The organism is Pseudomonas sp. B21-054 (assembly GCF_026016345.1).
Lineage (GTDB): Bacteria > Pseudomonadota > Gammaproteobacteria > Pseudomonadales > Pseudomonadaceae > Aquipseudomonas.
On the sequence record NZ_CP087204.1, the window covers coordinates 3929513 to 3946601 of the forward strand.

At 61.5% G+C, this 17089-nt stretch carries 13 protein-coding genes and 2 pseudogenes; 4 read left to right on the forward strand and 11 right to left on the reverse strand.

The genetic code is table 11. The annotated features are described in order from the left end of the window. The first annotated feature begins 120 nt into the window (after positions 1-120). On the forward strand, positions 121-879 hold the full coding sequence (locus LOY70_RS17145; protein ID WP_123417061.1) for an IclR family transcriptional regulator: 759 nt from the start codon (positions 121-123) through the stop codon (positions 877-879). Between the two features lie 30 nt (positions 880-909). Here LOY70_RS17145 and LOY70_RS17150 read toward each other — a convergent pair whose 3' ends face one another. From LOY70_RS17150 to LOY70_RS17160, 3 genes are all read right to left on the reverse strand, one after another. Further along, positions 910-2232 (reverse strand): alginate export family protein, encoded by a 1323-nt coding sequence (locus LOY70_RS17150; RefSeq protein WP_265028584.1) that lies wholly within the window; start codon positions 2230-2232, stop codon positions 910-912. A gap of 95 nt (positions 2233-2327) precedes the next feature. Next, positions 2328-3749 carry an aldehyde dehydrogenase family protein gene (locus tag LOY70_RS17155; RefSeq protein ID WP_265028585.1) on the reverse strand — a complete coding sequence of 474 codons (1422 nt, stop codon included), beginning with the start codon at positions 3747-3749 and terminating at the stop codon, positions 2328-2330. An 87-nt stretch (positions 3750-3836) separates the two neighbouring features. Beyond that, positions 3837-5285 (reverse strand): APC family permease, encoded by a 1449-nt coding sequence (locus LOY70_RS17160; protein WP_265028586.1) that lies wholly within the window; start codon positions 5283-5285, stop codon positions 3837-3839. Between the two features lie 343 nt (positions 5286-5628). Here LOY70_RS17160 and LOY70_RS30215 point away from each other — a divergent pair. Then, a pseudogene (locus LOY70_RS30215) lies at positions 5629-6822 on the forward strand (HAMP domain-containing protein); the annotation flags it as partial. Positions 6823-7119: 297 nt separating this feature from the next. Continuing rightward, positions 7120-7680, forward strand: a pseudogene (locus LOY70_RS30220) (methyl-accepting chemotaxis protein); the annotation flags it as partial. Between the two features lie 126 nt (positions 7681-7806). Here the strand turns inward: LOY70_RS30220 and catA are convergent. From catA to LOY70_RS17180, 3 genes are read right to left on the reverse strand one after another with little or no spacing between them, the layout of a single operon-like run. After that, on the reverse strand, positions 7807-8736 hold the full coding sequence (catA, locus tag LOY70_RS17170) for a catechol 1,2-dioxygenase (RefSeq protein WP_265028588.1): 930 nt from the start codon (positions 8734-8736) through the stop codon (positions 7807-7809). Positions 8737-8790: 54 nt separating this feature from the next. Then, positions 8791-9081 carry a muconolactone Delta-isomerase gene (catC, locus tag LOY70_RS17175; RefSeq protein WP_265028589.1) on the reverse strand — a complete coding sequence of 97 codons (291 nt, stop codon included), beginning with the start codon at positions 9079-9081 and terminating at the stop codon, positions 8791-8793. 10 nt (positions 9082-9091) lie between these two features. Continuing rightward, positions 9092-10240, reverse strand: a complete 1149-nt coding sequence (locus tag LOY70_RS17180; RefSeq protein ID WP_265028590.1) for a muconate cycloisomerase family protein — start codon at positions 10238-10240, stop codon at positions 9092-9094. Between the two features lie 125 nt (positions 10241-10365). Between LOY70_RS17180 and LOY70_RS17185 the strand changes: the two genes are divergently transcribed. Then, positions 10366-11271: a LysR family transcriptional regulator gene (locus LOY70_RS17185; RefSeq protein WP_123417069.1), complete on the forward strand. Its 906-nt coding sequence runs from the start codon at positions 10366-10368 to the stop codon at positions 11269-11271. A 34-nt stretch (positions 11272-11305) separates the two neighbouring features. Here the strand turns inward: LOY70_RS17185 and LOY70_RS17190 are convergent, their stop codons facing one another. From LOY70_RS17190 to LOY70_RS17210, 5 genes are all read right to left on the reverse strand, one after another. Next, positions 11306-12556, reverse strand: coding sequence for an MFS transporter (locus tag LOY70_RS17190; protein ID WP_265028591.1), 1251 nt, complete (start codon positions 12554-12556; stop codon positions 11306-11308). Positions 12557-12738: 182 nt separating this feature from the next. After that, a complete protein-coding gene (locus LOY70_RS17195; protein WP_265028592.1) occupies positions 12739-13587 on the reverse strand; it encodes an ureidoglycolate lyase in 849 nt (282 codons plus the stop codon). Between the two features lie 37 nt (positions 13588-13624). Next, positions 13625-14365 carry an SDR family oxidoreductase gene (locus LOY70_RS17200; protein ID WP_265028593.1) on the reverse strand — a complete coding sequence of 247 codons (741 nt, stop codon included), beginning with the start codon at positions 14363-14365 and terminating at the stop codon, positions 13625-13627. Next, positions 14362-15741: an MFS transporter gene (locus tag LOY70_RS17205; protein WP_265028594.1), complete on the reverse strand. Its 1380-nt coding sequence runs from the start codon at positions 15739-15741 to the stop codon at positions 14362-14364. The genes LOY70_RS17200 and LOY70_RS17205 overlap by 4 nt, the downstream gene beginning before the upstream one ends. Before the next feature lie 298 nt (positions 15742-16039). After that, positions 16040-16978 (reverse strand): LysR family transcriptional regulator, encoded by a 939-nt coding sequence (locus LOY70_RS17210; RefSeq protein ID WP_265028595.1) that lies wholly within the window; start codon positions 16976-16978, stop codon positions 16040-16042. Positions 16979-17089 lie beyond the last annotated feature (111 nt).

Sequence of the window (17089 nt, forward strand, 5' to 3'; positions counted from 1 at the left end):
AAGCAGCGGAGTAAGGTGACGGCACGCTTCTCATCCGGCAGGCAGGCTTTCCATCGCCGCTGCGCCTACCTATAGTGCTCACCAAACGGCCACCCGCATGCCTTCCCCCTTAGGAACCCAATGAGCAGCCTGAGTAAAATGCTGAGCGTCCTGGACCTGTTCGGCCCAGAGACGTTGAAGATCGATCCCGACACCATTGCCGTGCGCATGGGACTGTCACGCGCGACCGTGTACCGCTATGTCAAGGACCTGTGTGATGCCGGCCTGCTGACGCGAGTGGACGCCGGCAGCTACGGCCTGGGACCGCGCGTCATCGAGCTGGACTGGATGATGCGTCAGTACGATCCCATCCTGCTCGCCGGGCGCGAGCTGATGCACGAGCTGTCCGCGCAAACCGGCCTGGCGGTGTTTGCGAGCGTTTTTTATGACGGGCGCATCATCAACACCTACATCGCCGAACCGACGGATACCTACCAATTCGCGTTCGGGCGTGGCCAGCCGCTGCCGTTTTTTCGCGGCGCGCAATCCAAGGTACTGATCGCCTTCCAGAAGGGCCGTCGACTGCAGCGCCTGTTCGAAGAGCACATGGCCAATGACCCTGACAGTCCGTATGACTGGGCAGGGTTTGCCAAGGCCACGAAGAAGATCCGCAAGGACGGCTACTGCCTGACCCACGATGAACTCAACCTGGGCCTGACCGGCATCGCGGCGCCCATCATCCAACCGGATATCGATGAGGTGGTGGGCAGCCTGTCCGCCGTGGGCAGCACGCAAAGCTTCAAGCTGCTGCGCCAGGAAACCGTGGTCGAGATGGTCATGGACACCACCCGGCGCATCGCTGAGAACATGCGGACCCAGCCAGACGCCGATGGGCCATAGGCCTCAGGCCTGGACGCAGTGGCTGAACGGTCAGAACGGAACGGCCACCGTCAGCTGGCTGTACAGGTTGGTGCCGTTTCCGCCGACCTGGTTGCCACCCGAGTTTGAGTCCTGCCGGGGCTTGTAGAGGCCGACCAAGGGGCTGATGATCAGGTGCGGGTTGACTGCCCATTCTGCATAGAGATCCAGTTCCTGGGCATCGAGATTCAACGAGTCGCGCTTGCGCAACGTGTCGAAATCGAAGTACAGCGCGCCCACGGTCAGGTTTTCCAAGGGCGTCGCTTTCAGGCCGACGTGATGGATGCTGGTGTTACTGTTGAATGGCCCCGCGTAGTTGCTGGCGACTTCGCCCTGCAACCACGTGCCATAGCCCATGCTCACACCGGTGAACAGCGAGTCCCATTTCTGCGAATAGCGGGTGTAGCGATACGTCACCTTCGGCGCCCAGGCGACGTCAGCGAAGGTGTACCCCGCCTCCCCGTACCAGGCTTTCTCCGGACCACTGTCCTTGTCCTGCCAGGCATACTCGAACGCCAGACTCGCGTTCTCGATACCGGCATCGCCTTCACCCCGCACGCTGTAGACATTCATGCCTTTGCGCTGGCGCTGAAAATCACTGGCCCATTGCTCATCGACATCGATGCCATGCACCCAGGTCAGCCCCAACGTACCGGGTTTGGTGGTGTAGTCCAGGGTGCCGGCGGCCAGTTCGGTCTCAGCCTGAGCGCGGTTGTCGGACTTGAGCCAGAGCAGGCTGCCATGCAGGCCATCCTGCCCGCCCAGGCGCAAGTAGGCGGTCTGGTCGAAAGCGTGCCGTGCGGCCAGGTAGTAGGCTCCACCACGGTTCAGGGCGCCGTCGGCAGGGCCCTTGCCCAGATTCGGCCCGTCATCGTTGATCAGGAAGCCACGGCCCAGTTTGACCACTTGGCGCCCACCGGAGACGTCGACGCCGTCCTTGCCCAACGCTGGAAACAAATCACCGGAGCGCCAGCCCAGATAGGCATCCTCGATCTTCGTCGTGCGCTCGCTGCCCAGGGTATTGCCCGACGGGTCGCCATCTCCCCAGGTGGCGGAACTGACCAGGGAAAAGGCGCCGTAGGCCGTGCCGTTGCCTGCCAAGGCCTGGTCACCGCTCAAGCCGTACTTGATGAAACCTTCCCGCCAGGTTGAGCCACCGGAGGTGCCGTCATAGTTCTTGCGACTGTTGAACAGGCCGAAGACCGCCGTCATGTCTGCGTTGAGATGACGGCTCTCATCACTGTAGAGCTCATAGGCCTGGGCCTGACTGATGGCGCAAAGCGCCAATGAGCACGCGAGCGTGCCGCCGAGCAATGGACTGGATGGATACCGCATGGGTGATGCTCCTCTGGTGCGCCTTCATAGGCTGTCTTAGGTATTGGCATGACGCCGGCACGGCTGGCCGCACCGACTTCGCAAGGCGAACGGGATTACTCAGGGTCACGCTTGCGGACAAACAACAGCTGCTGGCCGGTGAATTCCAGTAGCCCCTCAAGGCCGAACTCGACGCCAAAACCGGACATCTTGCTACCGCCAAACGGCGTGTTCGGCTGGATCTGGGCGTGGCAGTTGACCCACGCCACCCCGCTTTCGAGACGGCAGGCCAAAGCCTGCGCCTGTTCGATGTCCACTCCCCAGACCGAGCCGCCCAAACCCATGTCGCCCGCATTGGCGCGACGCAGGACATCCTCGACATCCCGGTACGCGATCAGCGGCAACACCGGACCGAACTGCTCCTCATCGACCAGGCGCTGGCCATCCGTCACATCCACGACCAGGGTGGGCGGATAGAAGAAGCCCGGGCGATCCAGGCGCGCACCGCCACACAAGACCCGTCCACCCTGGGCCCGCGCATCGGCGACCAGCGCATCGACCAACTGCAGTTGTTCAAGGTTCTGCACCGGACCGAAGGTGACCAAAGGCTCGAGGCCATCGCCAACGACCTGGCGGGCGGCAATCGCGGTCAAGGCATCGGCGAATGCCTGGTATTGGGACTCATGGATGTATAGGCGCTTGAGCGCAGCACAGGTCTGGCCCATGTTGAGAAAGGCCGCCTGGAAAATCTCCTCGGCCACCGCCTCCACCGGCGTACCCGGCAGGACGATGGCGGCGTCGTTGCCGCCCAATTCCAGGGTCAGGCGCTTGAGATTGCTGGCGGCACCGCGCATCACGCTTTGCCCGGTGGCGGTCGAGCCGGTGAAGACAATCTTCTGGATGCCGGTGTGCGTGGTGATCGCACTGCCAAAACCTTGTTCGCCGGTCACGCAATTGATCACGCCATGGGGCACATGACGGGCGATGATCTCCGCCAGGCGCAAGGTGCTCAGGGGAGTCAGGCTCGACGGCTTGCTGATCACACAGTTGCCGGCCCGCAGCGCCGGCATGATGTGCCATACGGCGATCATGAACGGCCAGTTCCACGGGGTGATCGAAGCCACCACGCCAAGAGGCTTGCGGTGCAGTTCGATGCGCTGGGTGGGGGTTTCTTCCACCAGTTCCACGGCAATCTGTTGTTGCGCCGCATAACGCGTCCAGGCGGCCGCCCCCATGACTTCGGAAAAAGCCAGCGCCAACGGTTTGCCTTGCTCCTGGACGATCAGCCGGGCCAGGGACTCGGCTTCTTGTTCGATGTCCGCAGCGACTTTCATCAGGCGATCGCAACGGTCAGGATGAGTGCTGTGCCGCCACTCGCCGAATGCCGCCCGCGCGCCATCCACGGCCAGGTCCAGTTGCGCCAGCGACCCGGCTGGACATTGGGCGAATGCGGCTCCCGTGGCGGGGTTGATGACGTCAAACTGTCCGTTTTCACCGGCCACCTGAACGCCGTTGATGAGCATCTTGTATGTGTGCATTTGAAACCTTCCTTTCACGCGCTGACGAGCCGTACCGAACGGCGGCCGGCAGATGTATTCGTAGTGGAGTGGTACCGCAGGGGTGCCCTAGAGCTTGTGGCTGCCCAAGGCCATGAACCGTTGTGGCGAGGTCCTTCGCAGCCGCACGGCCAGAAACAGGCCGCAGATCAGTGCGGCGGGTATCACGGCGCAGAGACCATAGGAGATCAATTGGCTGGCACCGGTGAGCACATCGAAATGAACAATGGCCAGGACCAGCACCGTCAGCAGGGCCAGACAAGAAAAGCCTGGCAGGATTTTCCCGCGCCAGACCCCGACCTTAAGCTGCGGGTGACGCTGGAAATACACGTAGATCGCGACCGAGGTCAGCGCCATCAACAGAATCACACAGAGGGTAGCCAGGTTGGAGAACCAGGCGAACAGCTGCAGGATAGGGTCGGCATCCAGGGCCGCGAAGATCAGCACCACCACCGCAGCGATCAGGCTTTGCAACGCCGATCCCATGTGCGGACTCTGGTGAATGCGGTGGGTGGTGCCCAACTGGCTGGGCAGCAGGCCATCTCGGCCAATGGCGAAAAAGTAGCGCGCCGCGGCGTTATGGAACGCCAGTAGCCCGGCGTAGATACTGACCATGAACAGCACGCGGATAATCTGCGTCAGGTACGGCCCGACAAAATGATCGGACATGCCGTAGATAAAGGTCGTCGGGTCCTCTAAGGCCTGGAGCATCGGGACGATCTTGTCCGCGCCCACTCCCACCACCATGGACCAGACTGACAAAGCGTAGAAACCGCCGATCAGCAACACGGAACTGTAGGTGGCTATCGGGATGGTGCGTTGCGGGTTCCTGGCTTCTTCGCCGTAGATGGTCGTGGCCTCGAAACCGATGAACGCCGCGAAGCAGAACAGCAGCCCGATTGACGGCGTACCGCTGAACACATGACTGCGATCGAATGCGTCGAGGTTGATGCCACTGTCACCGCCGGTTTTCAGGATGGCGAAATCCAGGGTCAGGATCGCCAGGTACTCGGCAATCACGACAATCGACAGCACCCGGGCGGACAGATCGATCTTGCGATAGCCGAGGATCGCGATGCTGGCCATCGCCATCAGCGAATACGTCCACCAGGGCAACACCAGGCCGAACACGCTCTCCATGGTGCCGCTGACCACGCCGCCGAACATGCCGTACAGCCCGATCTGGAGGATGTTGTAGGCGAACATCGCCAACACCGCCGCCGCGCCGCCGGCCAGGCCACCCAGCCCACGTGAGGTGAACGCATAGAAGCCACCGGCGTTGGTGAGGTGCCGGGACATCGTGGTGTAGCCCACCGAGAACGCCAGCAGTACCAGCAAGGCCAGGATCAGCAATGCCGGCGTGCCGGCGCCGTTACCCAGCATGATGCCAATGGGAAAGCCACCGGCGATGACACTCAACGGGCTCGCTGCCGAAATCACGAAGAAGATGATGAAGCCCACACCCAGGGCGCCACGCTTGAGCTCCATCGAGCTGTTGACCGGGATAGATACACTCATTTTCTTGACCTTATTAGATGAGGCAGTCGCTATAGGGTTGGTCCGATCAAGACACGATCGGTACCGGGTAGCGTTTTTGTTTTAGATGCGCGCTGGAATCGATCCTATGCCCCCCGTCGAACCGCTCGCTATCCCAAATCGGTAGCATCATCGGCACCGCCCCAAAACGGGTCGGAACGGCGCTGCCAATCCGCCAGCTCTTGCCGATTTGGGATAGCCCCCTGCACGGCCTCCCCTCATGCTCTGCCCAGCCGCTCCAGATTCGGCGCGCTCATAAGAAAAAAAACGAGGGCGTCTTGCCCCCTCGCCTCCAAAGCCCTCCCAAATGCAGGAAACGTCAGCCATGCCTTTCGCTCACCTCACGATCCAGTGGCGAATTACGCTACTGAGCGGCCTATGTCTGCTGGCCGTTGTCGGCGCGTTGATCGGCGCCTCGCTCTATCAGAATCAACAAAGCGCCAGCCTGCTGAAGGAACAGAGCAGCGAGTTGCTGGGCCAGGCGGCCTCGCAACGCCTGCACGCCCAGGCCGTTGCCCACGGCCAGCATGTCGAACGCTTTTTCAACGAAACGGCACTCTACGGTGAAGGATTCGCGCAGCAGGTCCTGCAGCTGCGCGAGCAAACCCTCGATGGACGACTCACGCCGGCGCAATTGCGCGAGGATCTGATCAGCATCACGCGACAGGCCCTGCAAAAACGTTCGAAAGTGCTGGGCCTGTATGTGGTGCTGCTGCCCGATGCACTGGTCGGTAAAGATGCGGATTTTGTCGGGCAGCGCGCCTTGGCAGGCAACGAGAAAGGCCGCTTCGCGCTGTATTGGTCACAAAGCCAACCGGGGCGGCTGGTCCAGGAGGTGCTGACCGAGCCACAAATCACCGCCAACAATGCACCGGTCGGCAGCGAGCCGGAAAACGCCTGGTACGTCTGCCCTCAAGAACAACGTCGCACCTGCGTGATCGAACCCTACACCAGTGAGGTCGAGGGTCAGAAAGTGCTGATGAGCAGCATCTCCATTCCCCTGCTCGTCAATGGCAAGCCGATCGGTGTGGTCGGCATGGACATCAGCCTCGACACGCTGCAACAACTGGCCGCCGATCTCAGCCAGGACCTGTATCAGGGTGACAGCGAGGTCAGTATCCTCTCGGCCTCCGGCCAAGTGGCTGGACGCAGTGGCACGGTGACCGGCGCCGCCATCGACATCCGTCAGCCCCTGCAAACCACGCCCGACAACCCCGCCTGGCAGTTGCAGATAAAGGTTCCGCAAGCCCTGGTACAGGCGCCCGCCCGACAAATGCAGGCCCAACTCGACGACAAGAGCCGCCAGGCCAACTGGCTCAACCTCGGCCTGGGTCTGCTGGCCAGCCTCCTGGGCATGCTGCTGATCTGGCTCGCCGCCTATGGCGTGACACGGCCACTGCTGAAAGTGGCCAGCCTGCTCGACGCCATCGTCGAGGGCGACGGCGACCTGACCCAACGGCTGCCGGCCGGACGAGGCGACGAACTGGGTCGCCTGGCCAATGGTTTCAATCGCTTTCTGGACAAGCTGCAACCCATTATCCGCAATATCCAGTCGGCGTCCCTGGACACCCGCAACAGCGCCGACACCTCTTTGGGCATTGCCCGCGAAGTCAGCGCGGGCATGCAGCGCCAGTACCGCGAAGTGGAGTTGGCCGCCACTGCCCTGCATGAAATGAGTGCCAGCGCCCAGGAAGTCGCCCGCAACTCGCACCGCGCCGCCGATGCCGCGTCCGCTGCCGAAAACGCCAGCCGCTCAGGCCAGGCCGTGTTCGCTACCGCCGTGCACAACATCGAAAACCTGGACCAACGCCTGGACGCAACCCTGAAGCAAGTGCGTGCCCTGGCCGAAAACAGCGCCCAGATCGGCCAGGTGCTGGACGTCATCTGCGCCATCGCACAACAGACCAATCTCTTGGCCTTGAATGCGGCTATCGAAGCGGCTCGGGCGGGCGAACAGGGCCGGGGTTTTACCGTGGTGGCTGACGAGGTCAGGCACCTGGCCAGTAACACCCAAAGTTCGGTGGAACAGGTGCGCCTGGTCATCGAATCGCTACAGCAACTGAGCCAGGACGTGGTGCACAGCACCCAGCTCAGTCGCGAACAAGCCGGCAGCAGCGTGCTGCAAGTCCAGCAGACGCGCACGGCCCTGGAGAACATCTCCCAGGCCGTGGACGTGATCGAACAGATGAACCAACAGATTGCCAGCGCGGCCCTGGAACAAAGCACCGTGGTGGATGACATCAGCCACCGTGTCAGCGACATTCGCGGCATCAGTGAAACGCTGACCACGCGAATGGGCGACGCCTCGAAGGCCAGCGACTCACTTTATGAAATGGCGGATCATCAGCAGCGCCTGGTGGGGCATTTCCGGGTCTGATGAGCCGGGAGAGCCCTGCTCCTGGCCCCTGCGGCGCTCGGTCCGATGAGCCGGCGCCGCGCACAATGCAAAAGGCCGTGGGATAACTGTTCGCTATCCCACGGCCCTGGCTACAGCGGCAAACCGTCAATCTTCCAAGGCACGAACCCGCTCACAGCGCTGCTGCTCTTCAAGCTGGGCGGACAGCTGCAGGGTGAAATCGAACTCGATCTCAGCAAAACGACCATTGACGCCGTGCGCCGCCGCACGTTGTTGATCCTCGCTGAAGGTGATTTTGGCGATCAGTTCATCACGGGTCGCGTAGGCGAAATCGTCGTGCAGGTACTTGTCGCCGTCGAGATTGATCTGGGTCGTCAGGTGGCGATGATCCGGCGCCGAGATGAAAAAGTGCACGTGCGCTGGACGCTGGCCGTGACGTCCCAACTGATCCAGCAATTGCTGGGTCGGACCGTCCGGAGGGCAGCCGTAGCCTGACGGTACGATACTGCGAAAGCGATAGCGTCCCTCGGTATCGGTGACGATGCGCCGACGCAAATTGAACGCCGACTGCTGGGTATCGAAGTAGGAGTAAGTGCCGCCCGTATTGGCGTGCCAGACGTCGACAACCGCACCGGCCAATGGCTCGCCAGCGGTGTTGAACACCCTACCCTGCATGAACAGCGGCACGCCCGGATCGCTACCGTCGTCCAGTCGAGCCTCACCTTGGCACAACGGCGCGCCTGCCACGTACAACGGTCCTTCGATCGTCCGCGGCGTGCCGCCCGCCTTGCCGGCCTGCTCGTCTTCGGCATCCATCAGCAGGTCGAGGTAATGTTCCAGACCGATCCCGGCCACCAGCAATCCCGCCTCCTGGCGAGCCCCCAGCACGTTGAGATAATTGACCGCTTTCCAGAACTCTTCCGGCGTCACGGCAAGGTCCTCGATGATGTTCACCGAGTCACGCAAGATCCGGTAGACCAGATCCTTGACCCGAGGGTTGCCCCCATCGTTGAGCAGACCGCTGGCCTCTTCGAGAAACTTCTGGACATCGGCAGTGTGGGAAATCTTGACGTTCATTGCGTGGCTTCCTCATCTTTTAATTATTAGCGTAACGAACTGAACCGACTGGGCTCAGCGGTCATCCTCATGGATGGAAGACGGATGGCGACACATCGCGGCAACTTCAATCGCCATGTAGGGGTATAGCGGCAACTGCATGAGCAAGTCATGCAGCTCCTGGACGCTGTCGACATCGAACACACTGTAATTGGCATAGAGCCCGGCAATGCGCCACAAATGGCGCCATTTGCCTTGTTGCTGCAACCGGTGGGCCAGGGCCTTTTCATCGGCCTTGAGCCTGGCGGCCGTTTCTGGATGCATGTCGAGCGGCAACTGCACGGTCATCTTTACGTGAAACAGCATGGCGTTCTCCTCAGGCTTGATGAACGACGGTGGAGGTTTTGTCGCGACGGAAGTACGCCAGGCGCTCTTCGTCCAGCGTCACGCCCAGGCCGGGGGTATTGGGCACATGCAGCTCGAAATCACGGTAAACCAACGGTTCACTGAGGATATCCTCGGTCAGCAACAGTGGCCCGAACAGCTCGGTGTCCCAGGTCAGTTTATTGAGCGTGATGAAGGCGTGGGCAGAAGCGAGTGTGCCCACGCCGCCTTCGAGCATGGTGCCACCATAGAGGCCGATGCCGGCCGCGTCGGCAATCGCAGCGGTGCGTAGCACTGCACGAGGACCGCCGTTCTTGGCGATTTTCAAGGCGAATACCGAGGCGCCCCCTTCCCGGGCCAGGTTGAATGCATCCTCGACGCATTCGATCGACTCGTCGGCCATGATCGGTGCGGGGCTCATGGCGTTCAGGCGCGCCATGCCGGCGCGGTTATGACGGGAAATCGGCTGCTCGATCAAGTCGATGCCGTTGGAACCGAGAATCCGGCACGCCCGTAACGCCACCGCTTCGTCCCAGGCCTGATTGACGTCGACCCGCACACTGGCGCGGTCGCCCAAGGCTTTCTTGATCGCCAGGACATGGGCCAGGTCGCGATTGACCTCACCGGCACCGATTTTCAGTTTGAACAGGCGATGGCGACGCAGGTCGAGCATCTGCTGGGCTTCGGCAATGTCTTTTTCGGTGTCACCACTGGCCAGGGTCCACGCCACCGGCAAGGCATCCCGCACGCGACCGCCCAACAGCTCGCTCACCGCCAGGCCAAGACGCTTGCCCTGGGCATCGAGCAATGCGGTCTCGATCCCTGACTTGGCAAAGGTGTTGCCACGAATGCTGCGCTCCAGGCGCAACATGGCAGCGTTCACATTACTGGCGTCCTGGCCCACCAGTAGCGGCGCAAAGTGCCGGTCGATATTGGTCTTGATGCTTTCCGGGCTCTCGTTGCCGTAGGCAAGGCCACCGATGGTGGTGGATTCGCCGATGCCTTCGATTCCGTCGGCGCAGCGCACGCGAATGATCACCAGGGTCTGGTTCTGCATCGTGTGCATCGCCAGTTTGTGCGGGCGGATGGTGGGCAGATCGACGATGATCGTCTCGATCGCCTCAATGGCTGTTGCAAGCATGGCAATACCCGTCAGGTTCTTGGAGTTCTGGAACCGATTCTCGTACGGGTCTTTCTGGGGGGCCAATATAGAATTAGTCTGGCATGATACCTTTAAGGTATCCACCGAACCTCCGGAGATTGTCCATGGAGTTGCGTCACCTGCGTTATTTCCAGGTCTTGGCCCAAACCCTCAACTTCACTCGCGCCGCCGAGCTGTTGCACATCGCCCAACCGCCGCTGAGCCGCCAGATTCAACAATTGGAGGAAGAACTGGGCGTGTCGCTGCTGGAACGCGGGCGGCCACTGAAGCTGACCGAAGCCGGGCGTTTTTTCCACGAGCACTGCGCAACCCTGCTCGAACAGCTGGGCAAGGTCTGTGACAACACGCGTCGGATTGGGCTGGGCGAGAAGACCTGGCTGGGCATCGGTTTTGCGCCGTCGACCCTGTACGGCGTGTTGCCAGAACTGATCCGGCGATTGCGCAGCGGCGAGACCTTGGCACTGGAGTTGGGCCTCTCGGAGATGACCACCTTGCAGCAGGTGCAGGCACTGAAAGCCGGACGCATCGACATCGGTTTTGGTCGAATACGGATCGATGATCCGGCGATTGTCCAGACGGTGTTGACTGAAGACCGGCTGGTGGCCGCCCTGCCGGCTGGCCACCCCTTGCTGGCCGGGCCCATCAGCCTGCAGCAACTGGCCGCGGAACCTTTCGTGCTATACCCCGGCAACCCCCGTCCCAGTTACGCCGATCATGTGATCGCCTTGTTCGAATCCCACGGCCTTGGCATTGAGGTGGCGCAGTGGACCAACGAATTGCAAACCGCGATCGGGCTGGTAGGCGCGGGAATAGGCGTGACGCTGGTACCGGCCTCGGTGCAATTGCTGCACCGCGACGACATAGGCTTCACGCCGTTGCTGGAAGACAACGCGACGTCACCGATCATCCTGAGCCGGCGCGTCGGCGATGTGTCAGCAGGCTTGAGTCACTGCCTGCACATGATTGATGAGCTGCTCGGCCAGGTCGGCGTCAATCGGCTTGCACCGTGACCTGACCCAACTGCAAGCGCTCTCATGTCGCTATTCAGGCGACGCCACTCTCAGATACGGGAACGGAGCGGGGCTGAGAAGCACGCCCGGGCATGGAAGTTTCCGGCATGACCAGCAGCAGTCCAAATGCCAATGTCGCAATCGCCGCCAGCGTCAGGAACGCAGCGCTGTAGCCCGCCCCTTGCACCACGAAACCGGCCAGGCTGTTGCTCAACGCGGCACCGAGCCCGAACACGGTCGACAGCACACCGAGACTGACATTGAAGTGCCCGGAGCCCTGAGTCAGGTCCTTGACCACCAAGGGGAACAACGCGCCAAACAGCCCGGCGCCGATACCGTCCAGCAATTGCACGGCCACCAGCCAGTAAGGGTCGTCTGAGAGCACGTACAGCACGCCGCGAATCGGCAGGATCAGGAAGCCCGCCAGCAGCAGTGGTTTGCGTCCCCAGGCATCGGCCTTGACGCCAACCAGCCAGGCCATGGGCACCATCACCAATTGAGCCGCGACGATACAGGCCGAGGTCAGCGGCGTGGCCAGGTGCGCATTGGCCAGGGCGAGTTTCTGGCTGACCAAGGGCAGCATTGCCGCGTTCGCCAGGTGGAACAACCCGCAGCACATGGCGAACAGCAGCAGCGGGCGGTTATCCAGCAGCACACGTCGTGCCGAGGGCAGCGGACCCTGGGCCGGCTGCCCGGCCTCGAGCCCCCTTGCCACGTCATGGTCGATGGCCTCGGCCGACACGCAACTGACCGCCACGACGCTGGCCAAGGCCATCGCCGCCATCAGGTAGAACACGGCAATGGGGCCGAACAACCAGGCGAACCCGCCGGCCAACAACGCCGCACAGGCGTTACCCGCATGATTGAAGGTCTCGTTGCGCCCGGTGCGCCGCGGGAAGGCCCTGGGGCCGGTAATACCCAGGGAAATCGCGGCAATGGCCGGGGCGAATACCGAGGCCGCCACCGCACTGACTGCCTGGGTCAATGCCACCAGGCCGAACGAAGAGGTGAATGGCAGCACCAGGCAAGCCAGCGTTACCAGCAACGCCGCAGCGGCCACCACGGTGCGCTTGCTGCGAACCCGGTCGATCAATGCGCCAGCGGGCGCCTGGGCAACGAGCCCGACGATGGCCGCCACCGTCATTACCACACCAATGCTGGCCGGCTCCCAACGGTGTACCGCCAACAGATAGATCGCCAGGTAAGGACCCAGCCCATCGCGTACATCGGCGAGGAAAAAATTCACACCATCCAGGGAAAGGTCGTTACGACGGTTTTGATCCACATCGGCCTCGGCGAGAGCATAGCCCCAAAATAACTGACCTCCATGATGCCAGAGAGCGCATCAAGAATTGAGGATGCTCCCCTACAACGAGACAGCTTGCCTCGCTACCGGGTTCCTTCCTGCTGGTCGTCTGTTGGGAAATCGATGCGTCCCCATCCCGCCCAATGCCGAGGGCGGCAGGATCAATCCGCCTGCACCGTGACCTGACGCTGTTCGCCCAGCCCCGCGATCCCCAGGCGCATGGTCTGTCCCGGGCGCAGGAAAACCGGTTGGGGCTTGATGCCCAAGCCTACACCGGGTGGCGTCCCGGTCGAGATCACATCCCCCGGTTGCAGGCTCATGCAACGGCTCAGGTAGGCGATCAGCTGCGGCACGCTGAAGATCAGGGTTCGAGTATTGCCGTTCTGATAGCGGTGCCCGTCGACCTCCAACCAGAGATCCAGGTCATGGGGATCACCGACCTCGTCCTGGGTGACCAACCACGGTCCAAGGGGGCCGAAGGTATCGAAGCCTTTGCCTTTGTCCCAAGTGCCGCCGCGCTCCAACTGCCACTCGCGCTCAGACACATCGTTGATGACGCAATAGCCCGCGACATGCTCCAGGGCGTTCGCTTCATCGATGTAGCGCCCGCCTTTACCGATGACCACGCCCAGTTCCACTTCCCAGTCGGTCTTGAGCGAGCCCCGTGGAATCTGGATGTCGTCGTTCGGCCCGCAGATGGCGCTGGTCCATTTGTTAAAGATGATCGGCTCTTTCGGCACCTCCATGTTCGACTCGGCCGCATGGTCGGCATAGTTCAGGCCGATGCAGATGAATTTTCCGACTTGCCCGACACAGGCGCCGATCCGTGGTTGGCCGGCGACGATCGGCAGGCTGCGTGGATCGAGCGCGGCGAGCGCTGCCAGGCTGGCTGGACTCAGGGCCTGTCCAGCGATGTCCGGTACATGTCCCGACAGGTCGCGGATCTGATGATCGGCATCCAGCAGCCCGGGTTTCTCCGAACCTTTTTCGCCGTAACGCAACAGTTTCATGGAATTCTCCTGCTCAAACTCAACGTGAAAACCGGGCTCAGAGCGTCATGCCGCCATCAACGACATGCACACCACCGGTAGTGTAGGTCGACGCATCGCTGCCCAGGTACAAGGCCAACTGCGCGATTTCTTCGGTGCTGCCGATACGGCCCATGGGCTGGCGTTCGAGGAATTGCCGGTAGACCTGCGCTTCATCGACACCCTGTTGCGCGGCCTGGGCGGCAATGCGCTGACGCAGCGACGGAGAGTCCACGGTACCCGGACAAATCGCGTTGCAGCGGATGCCCTGGCTGACGAAGTCGATGGCGACGGCCTTCGTCAGGCCCACCACCGCCGCCTTGCTGGCCCCATAGGCAAAACGGTTCGGCACACCCTTGATGCTCGAAGCCACCGACGCCATGTTGATGATCGAGCCGCCGCCACGCGCCAGCATGCCCGGCAGGAAGGCGCGAATCATCCGGTACATGGCCGTGACATTGAGGTCCATCGAACGCGCCCAGGCCGCTTCGTCGCACTCGAGGATGTTGCCGCTGTGCACGTAACCGGCACAATTGAACAACACGTCCAGCCCGCCGATTCGTGCGCAGGCGGCGTTGATGGCATCTGCCGAGGTAACGTCCAGGGTCATGGCGGTGATCCCGTCGATGCCCGCCAGCGCCTGGATATCGATGTCACTGGCGAACACTTCGGCACCGGCCCGGGCAAAAGCCACGGCGCTTGCAAGACCGATACCCTGCCCCGCCGCCGTGACCAGTACCCGTTTGTGCTGCATATTCATGCGATTTCCAGTTTCGTTGCCATGGGCGCGTCTTTCGGCGTCCTGCCGAGCATCGACGCGGGAATGGCCAGGATCAGCCCGCCACTGACCAGCAGACACAAGGCCAGTACATAGGTGCCGTTGTTGATGTTGCCCGTGAGCGTTTCCGCCACGGCAGTGATCATCGAACCGGTGAACCCCGACAAGTTGCCGATGGCATTGATCATGCCGATACCGGCGGCAGCGGCGACACCCGACAGCACCGTGCCGGGCAGGGTCCAGAAAATCGGCATCAGGCTGAGAATCCCCGAAGCGGAGACGCTCAGGAACAGCACGGACAACACCAGGTTATCCGCGAAGAAGGCGCTGAGGATCAGACCGACGCCACCGATGAAGGCCGGAATGGCCGCGTGCAGGCGTCGCTCCCCGGTGCGGTTGGAGTGACGGGCGTTGAGCAGCATCGCCACGATGGCCACCGAGTAAGGAATCGCGGTGAGCAAACCGATGTGCAGGCTGTTGGTGATCCCCGTGCTCTTGATGATCGAAGGCATCCAGAAGGCCAGGCCGTAGAAGCCGGTGTTGAAGGTCAGCAGGATCAACACCAGCAGCCACACCCGAGGGTTGAAGAACACTTCGCTCAAGCGTGTGGCCTTGCCTTGGTTGTCGGTGTGCAGGTTGGCCTTGAGCAGGGCTTTTTCCGCCGCGGAAAGCCATTTGGCTTTGTCGATGTTGTCGGCCAGGCAGACGATCACGACGAACGCCATGATGATCGAAGGAACGCCCTCGATGAGCAGCATCCACTGCCAGCCGGATAAGCCATGCACCCCTTGCATGCTGTTCATCAGCCAACCGGAAAGTATGCCGCCCAGGGTCAAGCTGACCGGCAGCGCCAGCAGGAAACCGGACATCACGCGGCTTTGCCGATGGGTCGGAAACCAATAGTTGAGGTACAGGATCACCCCTGGAAAAAAGCCGGCTTCACAGATGCCCAACAGGAAGCGCAACACGTAGAACATGCTGCTCGATTCGATGTGGAAGAAGCCCGCCAGCGGCACGGTGTAGGCCACGGCCATGGAGATCACCGCCCAGGACAGCATGATCCGGGCAATCCAGAACCGCGCGCCAAAGCGATGCAGCAACAGGTTGCTGGGGACTTCGAAGAGGAAATAGCCCCAGAAAAACATACTGGCGCCCAGGGCATACACGGTGTTGCTGAATTGCAGCTCGTTGAGCATGTCGAGCTTGGCGAAACCGATGTTCACCCGATCAAGGTACGCCGCCATGTAGCACAAGAGCAGGACGGGAAGGATCCGCCAGATGACTTTGCGGTAGGTTCGGTCTTCGAAATCCGGTTCGCAAGCGGCCTGGGCGGGCAACGGCTCGGAGATGGTTTGCATGAGGTAACCCCTGATTGTTTTTATTGGGTCACGTCGAATGAGTGACTCATCCGGCGATTGAACGAGGACTCTACTGTCGGGAATTGATTCTTCCCAATGGCATTTTTGGATTAGTCGATAACGTATTGTTATCGAGGCTTGGGTTTGGCAAGGGGGCTACTGCCACAGGGTTCAGCGCAGGCTGATCCGCCGCCATCGCGAGCAAGCTCGCTCCCACAGGAGGCGGGAGTGTGGCGGATCTTTCAGTCAACACAAAACAACTGTGGGAGCGAGCTTGCTCGCGATGGCGGCGGCACATTCAACCGCTCAGACGGGCGTTGTCCTTGAGAATCTCGGCGAACTCCAGCGCCGCACCTACCAGCGGTTCGTTCTTGCGCGTAAGGATGCCGTAGTCCTGCGGCACCAGGTGCAACGGGGTGTCGAGGGTTTTCAACTGGCCGCTTTCGAGCAGCGGATGAACCATGGCATCGGGCAGCATCCCGATCATGGGCCCACGTTGCAGGACCTGGAGGAAAGTCTGCATGGAGATGGTATCGATGGTATTGCGCGGCATCCCGACTCCGGCCTCGGCGAAGGCCAGTTCCATGCGGGCACGAATGGGCGTACCGACCGGATAGAGAATCCACGGCAAGTCCACCAATTGCTGCAAGGACGCGGGCCCGGCGTTTGCCAGCGGATGGCGGCTATTGACCACGATGCAGAACGGTTCCGGCGCCAGGGGCTGGAAGTCATAGCGCTGCTGCTGGCTTTGATCGGTAAAGCGGGCCACCGCCAGGTCGAGCTTCTTCTCCTCGAGCATCTCCATCAGGTGATTACTGGTCTGCTCCACGACTTCAATCGACAGCAACGGCCACCGCTGTTTGATTTGCAGGATCGCCTCGGGCAAGGCCACTGCCGTCGCGGCAAAAATCCCACCGACCTTGAGGTAACCGTGACCGCCCTCGCGCAGGCTGCTGATTTGCTCGACGAACGAACGCGCGTCATTCAAGGCGATCTGCGCATAACGCAGCACGTGCTCGCCCAACGCCGTGGGCGGCATGCTTCGCGGCAGCCGTTCGAACAGTGCGAAGCCGAGCAGGCTTTCGATCTCCTTGAGCATCTTGCTGACGGCCGGCTGGCTGAGGTTCATCTGCTGCGACGCCACATGCATATTGCGGGTGCGCCCCAAGGTATCGATCAGCAGCAGGTGGCGAAATTTGAGCCAACCGCAGAAGTTGGAAAAGGACAGATCAGACATGGACATCCCTCGGCCGGCAATAACCTGGCGTTATCGAATACTGAATATATCTCATTGGAGTTTATCGACAGCCCACCCTAGCGTGAAAGCACTACAAAAATCAGGAAGCCT